Origin of the sequence: Streptomyces enissocaesilis, from assembly GCF_039533765.1 — a bacterium.
Classification (GTDB): Bacteria; Actinomycetota; Actinomycetes; order Streptomycetales; family Streptomycetaceae; genus Streptomyces; species Streptomyces enissocaesilis.
The window spans coordinates 328,908-344,711 of the sequence record NZ_BAAAUD010000013.1; the positions used below are offsets into that span (position 1 = coordinate 328,908).

The 15,804-nt window shown below is 63.7% G+C and carries 17 protein-coding genes; 11 read left to right on the top strand and 6 right to left on the bottom strand.

What is annotated here, in order from left to right; genetic code table 11:
• Positions 1-65 precede the first annotated feature (65 nt).
• The 4 genes from ABD374_RS07085 to ABD374_RS07100 all read right to left on the bottom strand — a co-directional run bounded on the left by ABD374_RS07085 (position 66) and on the right by ABD374_RS07100 (position 5,414).
• A complete protein-coding gene (locus ABD374_RS07085; protein WP_344492372.1) occupies positions 66-902 on the bottom strand; it encodes a restriction endonuclease subunit S in 837 nt (278 codons plus the stop codon).
• On the bottom strand, positions 892-2,331 hold the full coding sequence (locus tag ABD374_RS07090; protein ID WP_344492375.1) for a class I SAM-dependent DNA methyltransferase: 1,440 nt from the start codon (positions 2,329-2,331) through the stop codon (positions 892-894). The genes ABD374_RS07085 and ABD374_RS07090 overlap by 11 nt, the downstream gene beginning before the upstream one ends.
• Positions 2,328-4,781: an EcoAI/FtnUII family type I restriction enzme subunit R gene (gene hsdR, locus ABD374_RS07095; RefSeq protein WP_344492378.1), complete on the bottom strand. Its 2,454-nt coding sequence runs from the start codon at positions 4,779-4,781 to the stop codon at positions 2,328-2,330. Before hsdR ends, ABD374_RS07090 begins: the two co-directional genes overlap by 4 nt.
• Positions 4,782-4,976: 195 nt before the next feature.
• Positions 4,977-5,414, bottom strand: coding sequence for a pyridoxamine 5'-phosphate oxidase family protein (locus ABD374_RS07100; protein ID WP_344492381.1), 438 nt, complete (start codon positions 5,412-5,414; stop codon positions 4,977-4,979).
• Between the two features lie 838 nt (positions 5,415-6,252).
• Here ABD374_RS07100 and ABD374_RS07105 point away from each other — a divergent pair.
• The 3 genes from ABD374_RS07105 to ABD374_RS07115 are packed head-to-tail and all read left to right on the top strand — an operon-like array spanning position 6,253 to position 9,002.
• Positions 6,253-6,672 (top strand): hypothetical protein, encoded by a 420-nt coding sequence (locus ABD374_RS07105; protein ID WP_344492384.1) that lies wholly within the window; start codon positions 6,253-6,255, stop codon positions 6,670-6,672.
• Positions 6,673-6,675: 3 nt separating this feature from the next.
• Positions 6,676-7,791 carry an MAB_1171c family putative transporter gene (locus tag ABD374_RS07110; RefSeq protein WP_344492387.1) on the top strand — a complete coding sequence of 372 codons (1,116 nt, stop codon included), beginning with the start codon at positions 6,676-6,678 and terminating at the stop codon, positions 7,789-7,791.
• A 23-nt stretch (positions 7,792-7,814) separates the two neighbouring features.
• Positions 7,815-9,002, top strand: a complete 1,188-nt coding sequence (locus ABD374_RS07115; protein ID WP_344492390.1) for an amidohydrolase family protein — start codon at positions 7,815-7,817, stop codon at positions 9,000-9,002.
• A gap of 113 nt (positions 9,003-9,115) precedes the next feature.
• On the opposite strand, the gene ABD374_RS07120 is transcribed toward ABD374_RS07115, so the two are convergent.
• Both ABD374_RS07120 and ABD374_RS07125 read right to left on the bottom strand, forming a co-directional pair.
• Complete coding sequence (locus ABD374_RS07120; RefSeq protein ID WP_344492393.1) at positions 9,116-10,099, bottom strand: hypothetical protein; 984 nt, start codon at positions 10,097-10,099, stop codon at positions 9,116-9,118.
• A gap of 305 nt (positions 10,100-10,404) precedes the next feature.
• Positions 10,405-11,244 (bottom strand): helix-turn-helix domain-containing protein, encoded by an 840-nt coding sequence (locus ABD374_RS07125; RefSeq protein ID WP_344492396.1) that lies wholly within the window; start codon positions 11,242-11,244, stop codon positions 10,405-10,407.
• A gap of 375 nt (positions 11,245-11,619) precedes the next feature.
• Here ABD374_RS07125 and ABD374_RS07130 point away from each other — a divergent pair, with 375 nt between their 5' ends.
• From ABD374_RS07130 to ABD374_RS07165, 8 genes are all read left to right on the top strand, one after another.
• Positions 11,620-11,934: a transcriptional regulator gene (locus ABD374_RS07130; RefSeq protein ID WP_344492399.1), complete on the top strand. Its 315-nt coding sequence runs from the start codon at positions 11,620-11,622 to the stop codon at positions 11,932-11,934.
• Positions 11,934-12,308, top strand: coding sequence for a hypothetical protein (locus ABD374_RS07135; RefSeq protein ID WP_344492402.1), 375 nt, complete (start codon positions 11,934-11,936; stop codon positions 12,306-12,308). Before ABD374_RS07130 ends, ABD374_RS07135 begins: the two co-directional genes overlap by 1 nt.
• A 57-nt stretch (positions 12,309-12,365) precedes the next feature.
• Positions 12,366-12,953 carry a WhiB family transcriptional regulator gene (locus ABD374_RS07140; protein WP_344492405.1) on the top strand — a complete coding sequence of 196 codons (588 nt, stop codon included), beginning with the start codon at positions 12,366-12,368 and terminating at the stop codon, positions 12,951-12,953.
• A 62-nt stretch (positions 12,954-13,015) separates the two neighbouring features.
• Positions 13,016-13,375 carry a hypothetical protein gene (locus ABD374_RS07145; protein ID WP_344492408.1) on the top strand — a complete coding sequence of 120 codons (360 nt, stop codon included), beginning with the start codon at positions 13,016-13,018 and terminating at the stop codon, positions 13,373-13,375.
• Entirely contained in the window at positions 13,375-14,235 is an 861-nt protein-coding gene (locus ABD374_RS07150; RefSeq protein WP_344492411.1) for a hypothetical protein, read from the top strand. The genes ABD374_RS07145 and ABD374_RS07150 overlap by 1 nt, the downstream gene beginning before the upstream one ends.
• An 83-nt stretch (positions 14,236-14,318) precedes the next feature.
• Positions 14,319-14,966 carry an ATP-binding protein gene (locus ABD374_RS07155; protein ID WP_344492414.1) on the top strand — a complete coding sequence of 216 codons (648 nt, stop codon included), beginning with the start codon at positions 14,319-14,321 and terminating at the stop codon, positions 14,964-14,966.
• On the top strand, positions 14,966-15,313 hold the full coding sequence (locus tag ABD374_RS07160) for a DUF4326 domain-containing protein (protein ID WP_344492469.1): 348 nt from the start codon (positions 14,966-14,968) through the stop codon (positions 15,311-15,313). The genes ABD374_RS07155 and ABD374_RS07160 overlap by 1 nt, the downstream gene beginning before the upstream one ends.
• Positions 15,313-15,738 (top strand): DUF6195 family protein, encoded by a 426-nt coding sequence (locus ABD374_RS07165; protein WP_344492417.1) that lies wholly within the window; start codon positions 15,313-15,315, stop codon positions 15,736-15,738. Before ABD374_RS07160 ends, ABD374_RS07165 begins: the two co-directional genes overlap by 1 nt.
• The last annotated feature ends 66 nt before the right edge of the window (positions 15,739-15,804 follow it).

A 15,804-nucleotide genomic window follows, 5' to 3' on the forward strand; every position in this document is an offset into this window, starting at 1 on the left:
ATCCTCTTAGGCGTTCTCCCACACGGAAGCACACCTCTTCCCAAAATCTGGCCAACTGGGGTGGATTACGCTGCCATTTCCACACGCAGTTTCCGCAGCAAACCCATCAGCTCGTCAACGATCGCCACAATCCGGTCCTGCTCCTCACGAGGGGGGAGAGGGATGGGCGTACGCCTAATGGCGCGTTGCGACACATTCTTCATTGAACTACTGGTACCACTTGCTTCATCTTCGTAATGCGCCCGCGCGACTGCAGCACGGTTGGCCAGGTTCAGGTAGCGCGGACTGCAACCGTCTCCCACATTGAGCCGCAAAGTCTTGTCACTCAGCATCAAATGGGGAGGCGTTTGCGCGACTACGACACTTCGGGCTACCAACTCTGCTGTGTTCGCTCGCGAAATAAGGAAGTCACCGGTTCGCACTTCCAGCTCCGTCCGAGGAAGCTGACCTTCCTTTAGAGCTTTGTTTTCACCAGGTCGAAACTCGCCCCAAGAACAAGCGCTCACCTTCAGCACGCCCCACTCGTCACCTTCCTTGGGGCGAGCTTGAGCGCTTGGGCTCCAGCCTGCCTCAATATTAGTGAGAAGAGCGCCAAGCATGACCCATCGCCATTGCACAGGTAGCGCATACGGTTCGACTTTTGGGTTTCCCTTGGCGTCCACGAGAGGCCAAGAATCAAGTGTGTCAGGCTTGATACGGAGCAGTAGTTCCTCTACTGGTTCGTCTTTCTCGGTTGATCGAGTCAACCGCCCCGTCACTGCCAACTGAAGGATCGCCGTTTCCAGGGGGGCGAGATCCTCGGCCGTTTTGACCAGGTCGCACATGTGCTCAAGCGCGAACTGGCTGTTCCCTTCGGCAAGATCCTTGAAGGCGGATCTCGTCAATTTCTGCTCAATCGTCACGCAAAGTCCTCATCAAAGTTTCACGGATAGTGACTAGGATGTCACGGACGGAGTTCTGCTTCGCCTGCCACTGCTCAAAGAGCTCATCCGTCCCCACCTCTTCAGCATCGAAAGAGTGAGGGTTCTTGAAGTCAAGGTTGTAGCCTCTGTCAATAATATCTCCGATCGGGACTTTCCATGCTTGTCGAGATTCGACCCGTTCATTCCACCACGCTCGTTCCGGATCAAACTCGCTTACGCGGATAGGCCGAGACCGGTTGTAGGCCTTCATGCCAGACGGCAACTGATGCTCAAAGAACCAGACCTCTTTTGTCGGCTCGCCCTTCGTGAAAAAAAGTAGGTTTGTGGCAATATTGGTATATGGCGAGAAGACGCTGTTGGGAAGGCGGACGACCGTGTGCAAGTTGCAGTCTCGGAGTAGTTGTTCTTTGATGCGCTCCTTAGCTCCTCCCTCTCCAAACAATGTGCCATTTGGCAAAACAATGCCTGCGCGCCCTCCCGGTTTCAGCAGACGCATGATGAGCACCAGGAACAGGTCGGCGGTCTCCCGTGTGCGGACGTTCTGCGGGAAGTTCTGCTCAATCCCAGGCTCCTCGACGCCACCGAAAGGCGGGTTGGTGACGATTACGTCTACGCGGTCGGCCGGACCATAGTCTCGGAGCGGTCGCGTCAGTGTGTTGGCGCGGCGGATTGCTGTCGGCGCATCGATCCCGTGCAGGATCATGTTCGTCAGACAAAGTAGGTGCGGCAGCTGCTTCTTCTCGATACCACGCAATGACGCCTGGAGGAGCGCTTCGTCATCGGGCGTCTTCACCTGCCCCCGCAGATGGTCGATGGTGTTGGCCAAGAAACCGCCGGTGCCGCAGGCCGGGTCCAGCACGGTCTCGTCGAGCTGAGGATTGACCATCTCCACGATGAACTGCGTCAGCGCCCTCGGCGTGTAGTACTCGCCGGCGTTGCCAGCGCTCTGTAGGTCCTTGAGCAACTTCTCGTAGAGGTCGTTGAACTGGTGCCGGTCAGCCCGGACGGTGAAGTCGATCGAGTTGATCTTGTTGATCACCTGGCGGAGCAGCGTGCCGCTCTTCATGTAGTTGTACGAGTCCTCGAAGGCCTCGCGCACGATCAGGGTCCGCGGGTTGGTGCCGCCTCTCAGCTTGCGCAGCGCCGGGAAGAGGTCGTTGTTGACGAAGTCGTTGAGGCCATCACCGGTGAGGCCTTCTTCGTCGCCCGCCCAAGCCCGCCACTGGTACTGCGCTGGGATCGCGGGCACGTAGCCGTCGGTCATCAGCTCCAGTTCCTGCTCAGTGTCGTCCAGGATCTTGAGGAAGATCATCCAGACGAGCTGGCTGAGGCGCTGCGCATCGCCGTCTACACCCTGGTCTTGCCGCATGACGTCTTGGATGGACTTGATGAGCGTGGACGAAATCACTGCGCCTCCTGGTACAACTGCTGTTCAAGGTCATGCACGGCCTTGAAATAGGCCTCGCGGGTGCCGAAGAGTCGTATGAGCTCCATGGGGCCGCCCATCGAGCGGAAGGGCTCCACCCGCAGCACCGCGATGTCCTCCACCGAGCGCACGCCGGACTCGACGTACTTTCCGAGCAGCGCCTCCAACACGGAACGCATCTGGCCCTGGTATTTGCCAAGGTAGCCGTTCGCGTGGACTGCTGCGGCGCGCTGCCGACGCTCGATCGGCTGACGTTCGTAGGCAACATCGAGCGCCATGTCGAATGGATCAAGCGCTAGGCCTGACTGTTCCGCCAGGTCTTCCAGCGGTATGCCGGCGTCCACCAGCTCGTCGAGCAGAGCCGATCGCTGGTCTGCGGCTAACCAGGCGCTCACGAAGTCGTCTGCGGTCGGGTATCGCTCCAGCAGGCCGCTGCGGACGAACTCCTTGAGGCTGGAGGTGAGCGGCTTGCCGTCAGTCCCGAGCATCTGCACCTGTTCGCCGATGATCGTCACGGCCTGGCCACTGACCACGATCCGCTTGCGGCGGACGTTGCGCGCTCCCGGCCGTTCGACCCACTGCTCCGGACCTTCGTCGTCCTCGCCTTCGCTCGCGGTCTCGTCGACGTCGTCCAACTCGTCGATGGCATCGCTCATGTGGCCGTCGGGCGGCAGCTCGTAGACTTTGACCGGGTCACCGTCGAAGCCCTCGTCGGCAAACAGCTTTGTGACGTTCTTAAAGTCCATGATCACGAAGAACCACTTGTCGTAGTCCGTCCGTACCCGGGCACCGCGGCCGATCATCTGCTTGAAGTCGGTCATGCTCTCGACGCGGCTGTTAAGCACGATGAGCTTGCAAGTCTGAGCGTCCACGCCGGTCGCCAGCAGCTTGCTGGTCGTCGCGATCACGGGGTAGGGCATCTCAGGGTCGATGAAGTTGTCGAGTTCTTGCTTACCTTGCTGGTCGTCACCGGTGATCTGCATGACGTAGCGCGAGTCCTTACGGACCTCATCGGCGTTGAGGTTGGCCAGTATTCGGCGCATGCGGTTGGCGTGCGGGATGTCCTGGCAGAAGACGATCACCTTGGCGTAGCGATCCGCGCTCTTCAGGTACTCGGTGATCCGTTCGGCAACCCGCTTGTCGCGTTCCGGGAAGACGATCGAGTCGTCGATGTCCTCCTCGGTGTAGTGCCGGTCGGGGATCAGGTTGCCGGCGTCGTCGACTTGCCCCTCCTCCGGTCGCCAGCCGAAGGTGTCGACGTCAAGCGCCGTGCGGATGACCTTGTATGGGGCCAGGAAGCCGTCGTCGATGCCCTGCTTGAGGGAGTAGGTGTAGAGCGGGTCGCCGAAGTAGTCGATGTTGCTGACGGTCTTGGTCTCCTTGGGCGTGGCCGTCATGCCGAGCTGGGTGGCCGAGCCGAAGTACTCCAGGATGCCCCGCCAGGCGCTATCTTCCCGGGCGCTGCCCCGGTGGCACTCGTCGACGATGATCAGGTCGAAGAAGTCGGGCGAGAATTGCTTGTAGACGTTGTCGATCTCTTCGGTGCCGGTCACCGCCTGGTACAGGGAGAGGTACAGCTCGAAGCTCTTGTCAACGACCTTGCTGCCCCCGCCGTCCGGATCCTCGGCGTTCGCCACCTTGGAGATGGTGCCGCGCGAGGCACTGAGCTTGGCCATGCGCCCCTTGAACATGGCGAAGTCGTTCATCATGGTCTGGTCGATCAGGATGTTGCGGTCTGCCAGGAACAACACGCGGGCCTGGCCCTTGCCCGGGTTGATCGCCCGGAAGGACTCCATGAAGCGCCAGATGATCTGCGCGGCAGTGTAGGTCTTACCCGTCCCGGTGGCCATGACCAGCAACAGCCGCCGCTGCCCCTTGGCGATAGCTTCCAGCGTCCGGTTGACCGCGATGCGCTGGTAGTAGCGCGGGCGGCGTCCCGACCCGTCGTCATGGAACTGACCTGCGATCACCGGCTCGTCGGCATCCTCGATGCCCTTCCACTGCTTGTACAGCGCGTACAGGTCGTCCGGCGACGGGAAAGCATCGAGCGGGATCTCGACTTCGACATCGGGCCGGCTGCCGGTGCGGTCGTGCCACACGAAGGAGTCGCCGTTGCTGGTGAAGACTGAGGGTACGTCGAGCTGCTCGGCGTACTCGATCGCCTGCTGCATCCCGTCGCCCGGCTCGTGGTTGTTGTCCTTGGCCTCGACCACCGCGATCGGGAGGTTGGGACGCCACTCAAGCAGGTAGTCGACCTTCTTGGGCTTCTTGCGCACACCTTTCTTACCGACCACCTGGATGCGTCCAGCCGAGAAGTAGTAGTACTCCTCGCGGAGCGACGTCAGGGGCCAACCGGCGGTACTCAGGGCAGGCGTGATGTACCGGGTACGGATCTCCGTCTCGGTCAGCTGAGATTTGTCTGGATCGCTCACGGGGAGATTCTACGGACCACCACCGACAGTCATGAGGATGGCGCACGGCCCGGCGTCGTGGGCACACCGTGGGGCCAGGGCGGAGGTGTCATGCCCCGCAAACGTAGAGCCACCTCGGTCACCCACCCCTGAGGAAAACCCAGGGCTGAGTAACGCTCAGGGTCTGCATATGCCTATGTAGTGGGTCGCTTGACGTTACGCAGCGGCCTGGGCTGCCTGGGGTCGGACGCCCAAGGTCTGGCCCAGTGCCCGTTCGACCGAGACCAGGATGACGACCCGCTCAGGGTCCGGGGCCGGCGTACGGCCATATCGCTTTCCGTAACGGGCAACCGCGTCTTCGACCACAGCCTCGTCGGTGCACACCTCCGCCACCCCTTCGAGCGTGGCCCACCGGCCTCCGTCGACCTGGCACAGGGCCACGCGGGCTTCGCCCTCATCCGCGAGAATGTTGGCCACTTTACGGCTCGATTTACGGGTGATAACTCGGGCCACTCCAGCGGCGACATCCACCGTCACACCGACGGGCACGACATGCGGTCGCCCATTGGGCCGCAGCGTGGTCAATGTGCACAGATGGTACTCGTTCCAGAACTCCAGGTAACTGTCCGGCTGGGCGGATATCGCGTTCGACATGGCTGAAAGCGCAAACGCCTTAGTTGCCCGAACTGCCCCAGAGTGACCGCCGCCACACCCCCTCCGATCAGCAACTTTGTCTACTTCGCGGGCGTTTGCGAAAGTGCCCGTCCCACTTAAAGTCTCAGATTGATAACGGAGCCACCCGGGGACTCGCAAAAGTTGATCCGTTCACGCCAGACCGTAAAGCCCCAGTTCAGAGCCTCGTACGGGATTGAACAAGGTTGATTTATATTACTTTGACCGGTTGAAGTTACCTGCCGCCTACACGAATCGATCATGATTTTCAGGACATACCTTGTCGGAAGCGTCACGTACTGTCCAAAGAGGTTCCCGGGAGCTCCACGGGGCGGCCCCGCTCGGGGCGTCAGTGCGTGTTCACGTACGTGACATCCGAGCAGACGGGAAGCCCTGGATGCCTGGCATCCCTCCCCCCTGCAAGGGGGTTTTGTGGGGCGCAGGCGCAACCTACTGCGGTCGCTTCCGGCGCCGGGAACCGGACGTCATCGACATGGGCGCGGTGTCGCCCGGCTCGGGGGAGCCATCACCTGCCGGTTGGAGGGATTACTCAGTGTGGTCGGATAAGAGTGGTCGAGACTCGGCGGAGTCCAAGGTTCCCGCTCAGGACGGAGTCAACCGCCGACGCGTTGGGCGCTGGCGTTCAGCCGCGGTCCGGACGGTGGAGAAGGATCTGCACCGCCTGATTCGGCGGGAGCTGCAAGACCTCGGGGTCACTCCCCCGCTCGACGTTCACGACCTTTGCGAGAAGCTGAGCCGGCGGCGCGGGCGTCCTCTGTTTCTGCGTGCAGCTCCGCTGCCCAAGCCCGGCCCCTCGGGCATGTGGGCGGAGTACGACACGTACGACGTGATTCTTTACCAGCAGGAGACGACCGAGCTGCACCAGGATGGGATCATCCTGCACGAGGTCGGACACATCCTCGTGGCGGAGAACGAGAAGGCAGCCGAGGACTCCGCCCGCGAGGTGGAGACGGATACGCCGGATACCGCCCCTGATGAAGACGCGGCGGCCGTCGACGTGGAGGGGTGGGCCACTCTGATGCCGGTCTTCGGGACCGAGGCGGTCAAGCGTGTCGCCCAGCGTTGCTCGTACGACGACGGCGAGGAGTGCTCCGTCGAACTCGTGGCGACGATCATCCTGGAGTGGTCGGCCCTGCTCGCAAACTCCACCCCTCCGGCTGATGATCCCGCCCTGCGCCGGGTCGAGGCGGCTCTTGGCGACCGGCGAGGATGGCTGTAACTCGTGGAACTCCTGCTCCTGGGGCTCCTGGCCGCGCTGGTCTGGAAGCTCTACCAGTGGAAGCGAAGCCCGCATAACGCACCTCTTCGCTCGGTCACCCTCTGCCTGCTCTGTGCCGCGCTCTCGTACCCCGTAGCGATGCCGGGCGGTGCGTCCGGAGTGGACACCGTCGCGGGCCACGGGACGGCGAAGCTGATCCAGAACGTGCTGTTGCTCCTGACGGTCTACTTCCTCATGTGCTTCTACCTCTACTCCGCCGCTGACGAAGAAGCGGGGCGTCGGCGGGCGCGCAGGGAAGCCGTGCTCGTCGGGGTCGTCGCAGTCGCGATCACCGTGGCTGCGGTGTCGGTGCCGCACGAGGTCTTCGCCGGCAGCTTCAGCACAGCCGACATGACGATTCCCCAGATCGCCTTCTTCTACGGCGGCGCTGGCCTCTACCTCATGTATGCCCTCGGCAGGACGTTTCGGTGGACTCGCCAATACGCCCGCATGTCCCGACGCCCGCACTCCACCGGGCTCTGGATGACCGCCGTCGGTCTGGGAGCGATGGCCGTAGCGTGCGCGATTCGAGCCGTCATCGTCGCCGTTCGCTCAGCAGACGTGGACGTGCCACATCCCCTTATGGCGGCCGTGGCCTTCCTCTTGGTCGCATCCATCCTGCTGTTCGCCGCGGGTGTCACCTATTCCGGAGCCCGAGCGCGATTTTCCTCCCTACGTCTCTGGCTCCAACACCGGCGTGATCACCGTCGCCTCTCGCCTCTGTGGGAGCTGCTGGCGGAGGCGTATCCGGACAACGTGCTGAGGCCGGCGTCCTCTGCTCCGCTGGACCGATGGCGGGCCCGTGGCGTGCACCGGCGCTACCACCGCCGCATCGTGGAGTGCCGCGACGGCCTGGTGGACATCAGCCCGTACCTGCTGGACGAGGGTGACGACAGCACAGTCCTCAACATCGACTCCGCCGAGCTTGCCGCCAGGCTCCGCCGGGCCTCCACTCGGATCGAGAAGGGGGTCCCCGCGCCCCGCCGCGCGGTCCCGCTCGCGATGGCGCTGGGGAGCGACCGCGAGTCGGATGTGAAACAACTGATTGCGGTATCCGACGAACTGCGCGCAGCCGCATGACCTCGCAAGATCAAGGAGTCACGATGCTGATTACCGGTGGACGAGTGCTCGTCGAGTCGGGGACCTACCTGGAGGACGGGGCCGTTCTCATCGAGGGCGACTCGATCTCTGCCGTCGGGCCGCGCAAGGAGATCCAGGAGCGGGCCGGGGCCGACGTGCCTCGATTCGAGTTCGGTGGAACCGTGCTGCCGGGGCTCATCGACGCTCACGTTCACCTGGCCTTCGATGGCGGGCCTGATCCGGTGTCCACCCTCCAGGGCTCGACGGATGAAGCCCTGTTCGAGGACATGCGGCGCCGCAGTGAACAGCTCCTGCGCAGTGGCGTCACCACCGTCCGCGATCTCGGCGACCGCGGCGGACTGGCGCTTCGTCTGGCTGCGGAAATCAGCGATCGGCGTACACCAGGACCGAGGATCGTCTCCGCGGGCACCCCGGCGACCACCGTGGGCGGACACTGCCACTTCCTCGGCGGTGAAGTCTCCGGCGAGACCGAGATCCGCGAGCTCGTACGGCGCAACCTCGCGGCCGGGGCCGGAGTAATCAAGGCGATGGTCACCGGTGGCGGTCTGACGAAGGACGGCCCCAAGAGCCACCAGTCGCAGTTCACGGCAGAGGAACTAGCCGCTCTGGTCCAGGAAGCCCACAAGGCAGGTGTGCCAGTCGCGGCCCATGCCCACGGTGCCGAAGGCATCGCCTCCGCCGTCGAGGCAGGCGTTGACACCATTGAGCACTGCACCTGGATGTCAAGCGATGGCCTGGACTTCCGGGCCGATGTGGTCCAGCAGATCATCGCGAAGGACATCACCGTCTGCCCGGCGGTAAGCCCACACTGGCAGATGCTCCCGCGCTTCTTCGGCGAGGACCGAGCACACGCGATGTTCGATCTGGTGCGCCAGATGGCTGATGCCGGAGTCCGCCTGATCGCGGGGACGGACGCAGGCGTGCAGCGCGCCGGCTTCGACGGACTTGTTCAGGCCCTGTCGTTCTACGCGCACCTGGGTCTGTCGAACGCCACGATCATCGACATGGCCACCTCACAGGCTGCCGCCGCCCTGGGTCTGGGCGACATCACGGGGAAGGTCGCTCCCGGCTACCGCGCGGATCTCCTCCTGGTGGACGGTGACCCGCTCGCGGATCTCTCCGCACTGGGTAATGTCCGAGCGGTGTTCGCCTCCGGTCTGCGCCACGAGCCGAGCGGCATGGGGGAGTAGGAACTCACGCTGGTGCCCTGTTTCCTAGCCCTCGCAGGTTCGGGATACAGGGCACCAGCCTTCTACAACACGCTTTAGATGCCGATGACACAAGGCTGCCGGGATCTTCAGCGTCATCGCGCCACCTGACGCTGTGCCGGTGCATCGATACGCGGCCGCACCGCGCTGCTACTCAACAGGGTCACCAAGGCGGTGGCGATTGTCAGCGCGGCCTCGGCCGCCTCCTGGGACACGGGGACCTCCCGCGGACCGCCTGCGTGCCGGTCACTGTGCCCTTCCCACAGGTCCGTGAGCATGGCGACCACCCCGCCAGTGTTGCCCGGCTTCCCGGACTTGTCCGTCAGCACGTATTCGTACTTTGCGTCCGCGTCCCGCAGGTGATTGCGGACCTTGCCGAGCGTGGGCAGTGGGTCAAGTGGCAGGAACATCGGACAAGCAACAGCCTCAACCGCGCGGATCAAGTCCACGTAGGCACCGCTTGGGTCGGTGTGCACCGCCATCAGCTTGTCGCGTGCCCGCTCAAGGTACTGCCGAGCTGCAAGGTAGCCGCTGCTCTCAGCGGCATTCGCTGCCACCTTCAGCGCCTCGCTGAGACCCGCCTCCATCCTCCGCTGGAGGCCGCGCTGATCCGGTGTTACCTCGTATACCGAACGTGACTCAACCAGCAAGCGGTTCAGCGGCTCGACCATACGCTTGGTCCGTCTGAAACTTCCGGTGAACCAGGTAGCAAACGGCGACTTCTCCGGGGCCGGCGGTTCGGTGCACAGCAAGAAGAGCAAGTCGTCGACGACGTCCCACAGGACTTCCCGCTCCGTTCCCCAGGCCAGGAAGAGCACGTATGGGTCAGGAGGCAGCGGCACAACTGGCGCTACGCCGGCACGAGTACTCTCCGTCCTCCTTGCCTGCTCCGCCTCCCAGCGCGCGTCGACCCGCACCTGCTCCCTCTGGCACTTTCGCAGCTGACGTTCGTATTCGTCCCAATCCGCCTCCGGGAGGACGAGATCCAACCGCACCATCACATGCTGCGCTTCGTCGGGATTTAGTGCCGCCGTCTTCTCGATCCAAGCGCGGAGCGCAGGTTCGAGGGACGCTGGCATGCCCTCCATGAGAGCAGGCACAGGAGCCGTGCCCATGCGAACGGACAGGCGGTGACGGCTGGTTGATCTCATAGGCCGACGATAGCTCCCTGAAGGTGCACGCCACCTCCCCAATTTCCACACACAGGGCCGCGGTCACGGCAGCAGCGGCTAGATCCGCCCCCACACGTCGTCCGGCATGATCCACGGTGAAGTCCCCACGGTCCCGACAACACCCAACTCGGCCATCAGGCACGGCCACCAGGGCCGGATCACCTCATTGTGTTAGCCGCCCTATCGGGCGCCCCGTCTGTGGAGATGGTCCTCTAATCGCCGTTGGTACCTGGACCGGCCTTCTTGTCCAGCTCACTGGCAAGGTCGTTCAGGATCGAGAGGACATCGGCCGGCAGGCCCTCGGCACTCATTCCGCGGGCCCGGACTCGGCCCACCTTGCCCTGCTTGGCCGCCGACATGAGGCGGAGCCCTTCATAGACCTGCCGGGCGACGGACTCGTTCGGCTCGAAGTACAGCTTGGAGACGTCAAAAAAGCTGGCCAGCCCTTCGAGGACCACGGGCACCGGTGCGTCGTCTCCACCCGTCCGCAGGGCCTCGATGTCCTCGGCCGATGTGACCTGGGAGCCCGCGTAAGCATTCACCGAGTCCGCGATCTCCTGATCCCCCGGAGCGGTTCTGCCCGGGTAGGAGCGCTCCAGCAGGAGAGTGATCTTCTCAGCCAGCGTCTCCGGCACCTTCTCGGCCTCGGCGGCGTCCTCGTCAGCCTCTCCGAAAGACCGGTCCTGGGCACGCTTCAGCTCGTCCTCGGTCACCCCATACGCAGCTGCCAGGAGAGGGACGTACCGCTCCTTGAGCCGTCGGACGCCCTGCTCAGCTCCAGCCACCGGCCCATCGCTCTTAGTTCCGATGACCGCCCGCGTCTCGTACCGGTAGAGGCCGGCGTCGCACCGTAGGTCGGTCAGATCGGGCAAGCCGTCGCGCGGGAACAGGTCGTCCAGATCCCGGTTCAGCACCCTGGCGAGAGCAGGCAGCTTCTCTTGATCGGGTGTCGTCGCTCCCGACTCCCACCCCGCCACGGTCGAGTCCGCAGCACCGAGGGCGGACGCCACGTCGGCCTGCGCGACGTCCGCGGCTCGACGTACCGCACGCACACGTTCTCTGTCGAAACGGCGAGCTGGCATCGGACCTCGTTTTTTGGGTGACCCGAGGAATCCTCGGACTGTTGACTTTTGATGCGAACCAAGATAGCTTCATCTTAGCGAAAAACGAGGGGGTTCGCACCCCTCTCAGCCTTCGCACACCTGCGGTTCGCATCGTGGACCGGCTTGGTGGAGAGGAGCTACCGCGCATCACTCGGGTGCGCTCCCTCCCCTCAAAACGCCATCGGCGTCCGAGAGTTCGCACCTCTCGGACGCCAGACAGCTCGTGATCCGCGGCCCCCGACAAGGGCACTAGTCACTCGCACGGCCACTCCGTGTCCTTTCGCGCGGCACGACGGAGCGGCGTACCACATAAAGGAGTGTCGCATGTCCCCTACTACGGACTGCAACCCGAAGGTAGAGATCCCTTCGGGCCCGGCCGAACGGCTGGCGGCGCAACTGGCGTCCATGCTGCCGGAAGCCGCTGTCGTACAGGTGCGTCTCCAGGGCACCCGGACCCTGTGGCCCCACCTTGGACTCACCGCCGTGAACGACCGCGGACGCACCCTTCGCGTTCCTCGGGCGAAGGCGCTCACCATCGCCCGGTGGATCATCCGCTCGTTCCCTCATGCCGGATGGGCGGCATCCGGTGGGCACGCCTTCGACCTGCGGACCGCTGAACTGCGCGGGCTGGAAGCGTGATGGCGGCGGTGGCACCGGCGAATGCGGGCCCGGCCGTGGACTTGCAGGGACTCGCGACCGTGGTCGGCCTCTTGGCTCAGGCCGGCGGTCTGGACGCCCTGTTGGGCAGTCAGGCTACGGACTCCCGCGACAAGCGACTGCACATCGGTTACAGCGAAGCCGCTGAACGGCTGAACATTCCGGAAAAGTGGCTCCGTGAGCGCATATCGACGCTCCCGCACCGGAAGTTCGGGAAGTTCGTTCAGTTCACGGAGGACGACCTCCACGCGATTTCCGATATGCATTTCGTCAGCCCTGGCGCAAAGACCCAACGGGATGACGAGTCGGCACTGATGGCGCTTCAGCCTTCCAGGCGCTCTCGTAAGCGTTCCTGATCTCCTCTCGCGCCCGGTTGCAACAATTCGCGGCGCTGCGAACATCGCGAGACACAAATGAGCACTGACATATTCAGCCTCATTGAGGCTGCGCGCCAGGGAAACTGGCTGCCCCTCATGGAGGAGTCGAAGAAGGCTCCGGGTAAGCACTGGGCCGAATCTGCCCGATGCGGGAATCAGGACATCAACATTTTCGTCCCTCTCGCAGACGGCCCGAGAGAAGATCCCGAATTGGTGAAAACCAAGTTGGGAATCTCCCTAAATCGTCCTCTTAATCTCTGCGCGTCATGCCCGTTGGCCGTCGCTGCCAGGTGTCTGGTGGAATCCCTCAAGGATGACGACGAGTACGGAATCCGGGGCGGCCTTCTGGCTTCGGAGCGTTCAGAGCTGCGGCTTGCATGGCAAGACCGGGACATCGAAAAAGCCGTAGAAGGTGCGCTTCGAGGGTGCACCGCTACCTTGACCAAGCCCGCCCGGGACACCGTAATTGCGCGCTTCGCCACTGATTCCTCACTGGACGCTGCCGCCGTCGCTCGCGGCCTCGGGGTAACGCACGACTACCTGCTGAAGCTCGCCCGTCGCTACCGAAAGTCGCAGGCCGGGCGGGGCACGCCCTCGGTCCACGTCGTCCCAGACGCGGCCTGACGCTCCCCCCGAGGAAACGATTCTTCCGCACGGCGGACCCTGCGTTCACGGGAGTTCTCCCCATGCTTCAGAACAACCCCTCCGGATTTCGGCGCGCAAATATCAGCGCCGCGATCCGTGAGATTGCACCTACAGCCGCACTCGTGCGGGTCTATCCCGAGCGCCGGTCTGTTACCCACCTCTTCGAATCGGACTTCTACCGCATGCTTATCGACCGCAGGACCGAAGAAGAAGTGGCGCGCATGGTCAGGCGCGGATTCGGCAAGGTCGCAGACTGGCGTCTTGCCCACGATTTCTACCTTCCTACCGAAACGCTGTACCTCACCCCAGAGCCGCACCAGCACGGCTACGTCCCGGAGGACGACCACTCTTTCGGCCTTTCCTTCCACCGTCGCATAGCAATAGTTGGCGGTGAGCACTGATGAGCGACATAGCAACCGAACTGATCTGGTCGCAATCAAAGTCGTGCAGGGGTTCACGCCTCGTCATGCTGGCCCTGGCCCGCGAGGCGGACGACGACGGCAAAGCCACGCTGACCCTGGACGAAATATCCACGCTCACCCGTCTTACGCCTCGCTCGATAACGAAATGCCTCGGAGAGCTGGCAAAGCTCGGGGAACTCAGCCACGAGCGGGGAGGGGGAGCGTCCAACCCGAACACCTACTCGATACTGCTGTGCGGCAATGGCGTTGGCCGTGTCGGTTCAGAGAAAGAACTTCCTACTCCCAACCCTGAAGATTCAGAAGAGGGAACCAGGTTCCAGGAACTTCCCTCCCAGAACTCCGCTCCGGAAGCCGGAAGTGGGAAGTTCCAGCACACAGACTTGGAAGTTTCTTCCTCGCGCGTACGTGGTGGTAATACTCCCTACGGGAGTATTACCACCACCAAAGAGCAAGCTAGCTTGCTGGGATCACGTCGAGAGAACACCACCGCCAAGCAGGACTCGGTGAAGGTTCCGGACGGAGCCAGGGACCTGGTAACAGCCATAACAAGCGCTGGAATGCTCGTCGGCTGGCGACTGACCGAATCGGAATGGGATCGGGTAACAGCTCTCGCAGCACGTTGGGGAAATGAACGGCTGGTCGAGATGGTGGCGCGGCGATGGAACGCCGACCGCCCGCCACAGTCCGCCCGCTATCTGCTGCGTATCTGGGCTGATCTGCCCTCGCACGCTCCCGCAGCAGCCTCCCCGGGGAATGTCGTGCCGTTGCGTCGGCAGTCCGGAGGCTGGATTCCCTTTCAGAACACCGCTGCCCCCAGCGCTTACCAGAACGGATTTTGATCATGGCAGAGCCGGAACGCGCGGGCAGCGCCAGGTCGATGCGCGCAATGGAACGAATACTCGCTGCGAAAGGACTTCAGGCCGTGCCGGACGTCAACCCCGCCGACGAGGCACCGGAAGAGAACCCGGGAGACCGCGAATGGCACCGCCGGGCTCGGGCCGACTACGCCGTGAGCCGCTGGCAGCGGGCAACCCCTCCCCGCTTCCGTGATGCCGAGGCCACGCTGCCGGAGGTCATCGGCTGGGCTGACCGGGCACTCACGGACAACGCTGCCGCTGGCGCTCTGCTCCTCACCGGTCTCACGGGGACGGGCAAGACGCACCAGGCGTACGGGGCCTTGCGGAGGATCGCGGCCGGCGGACCGGACCGGTTCGAGCTGATCGCCGTGAACTCAGCGGACATGTACGGCAACCTGCGCCCGTCACAGGTCATGGGGGCAGCAGAACACGAGCTGCAACGGCTCAGCCGGGTTCAGTACCTGCTCCTCGATGACCTCGGCACGGCGAAGACCTCGGAGTGGACCGAAGAGGTCACGTACCGGCTGATCAACTACAGGTACAACCACTGCTTGCCAACGATCATCACGTCCAACCTTCCGGCCCGTGATGAGAACGGCCCGGACCTGAGCGACTTCGTCGGGGCCCGCGTGGCGAGCCGTCTGGCCGAGATGGTCACGACCCTCGTGCCGATGATCGGCGCCGATCGGCGCCGTGGTGGGAGGGCGGCGTGATGCCCGTCCGCCTCCGCGGAGCGTCCCGCGACGCCGCAACGCTATCCACAGCCTGTGCATACGTCGGCCCTCGCAGCCGGTACGCGAACCCGTTCACAGCGGGGGTTCGGTCCCCGCTCGGGCCCCCGATGGACGCCGTGGAGTCGGTGGACCTCTTCGCAGCCACACTCCGGGGCCCGGTCGGACGACACTACGCAGCTCGCTTCTCCCGAGTCTTGCGCGGGCTCGACCTGATGTGCACATGTCCCCTCGACGCTCCGTGCCACGCGGACGTTCTCCTCCGCCTCGCCAATGAGCCCGGCGACGGCACCGCACCCCGCACCACCGATCTCCTGGAAGGCCCCTGATGAGTCACCCGATCATGTTCGCTGCGGCCAAGCACCTCACCACCGCAGAGGAGCGGCGCAAGACCGCTCGGGAGGCCGCCTTCCGCACCTGGGGTCCGAGGTCGATCACCGCAGCATCCAAGTACGCGCGCACGCTCCTCGGGGACGCCGCAGTCACGCTCGACTGGGAGGTGCTGGGACTTCTCAGCTTCGAGGAACACCTGCAAGCCTTCGCGTCGCTCGACACGACCGGAGGCCAGCACCTGGAGCTGTACTACACCGATCAGGGCGGCACAGAACGAATCTCGCTGCGGGTGTCGTGCGTGAGCTGCCCGAGTCAGCACGTGCACGAGGTCACGTCTTTGGAACAGCTCGGACAGCTCTTCTCGCTGGCGTTGTTCACGACTTCGGGTTCTGGCTCGCTTTCCGTGATGCGCGCACGCTGAGTGACGGCTGCTGCTCCGATCAGGCTCCGGGAAGTTGCCTGAAAATGACCAGGGACGAACTTGGCG

Excerpts from the sequence above, each read along its gene's own strand:
- ABD374_RS07100 (WP_344492381.1), bottom strand. The coding sequence starts at position 5,414 with ATGTCGAACGCGATATCCGCCCAGCCGGACAGTTACCTGGAGTTCTGG.
- ABD374_RS07105 (WP_344492384.1), top strand. The coding sequence starts at position 6,253 with ATGTGGGCGGAGTACGACACGTACGACGTGATTCTTTACCAGCAGGAG.
- ABD374_RS07115 (WP_344492390.1), top strand. The coding sequence starts at position 7,815 with ATGCTGATTACCGGTGGACGAGTGCTCGTCGAGTCGGGGACCTACCTG.
- ABD374_RS07120 (WP_344492393.1), bottom strand. The coding sequence starts at position 10,099 with ATGCCAGCGTCCCTCGAACCTGCGCTCCGCGCTTGGATCGAGAAGACG.
- ABD374_RS07130 (WP_344492399.1), top strand. The coding sequence starts at position 11,620 with ATGTCCCCTACTACGGACTGCAACCCGAAGGTAGAGATCCCTTCGGGC.
- ABD374_RS07135 (WP_344492402.1), top strand. The coding sequence starts at position 11,934 with ATGGCGGCGGTGGCACCGGCGAATGCGGGCCCGGCCGTGGACTTGCAG.
- ABD374_RS07140 (WP_344492405.1), top strand. The coding sequence starts at position 12,366 with ATGAGCACTGACATATTCAGCCTCATTGAGGCTGCGCGCCAGGGAAAC.
- ABD374_RS07145 (WP_344492408.1), top strand. The coding sequence starts at position 13,016 with ATGCTTCAGAACAACCCCTCCGGATTTCGGCGCGCAAATATCAGCGCC.
- ABD374_RS07150 (WP_344492411.1), top strand. The coding sequence starts at position 13,375 with ATGAGCGACATAGCAACCGAACTGATCTGGTCGCAATCAAAGTCGTGC.
- ABD374_RS07160 (WP_344492469.1), top strand. The coding sequence starts at position 14,966 with ATGCCCGTCCGCCTCCGCGGAGCGTCCCGCGACGCCGCAACGCTATCC.
- ABD374_RS07165 (WP_344492417.1), top strand. The coding sequence starts at position 15,313 with ATGAGTCACCCGATCATGTTCGCTGCGGCCAAGCACCTCACCACCGCA.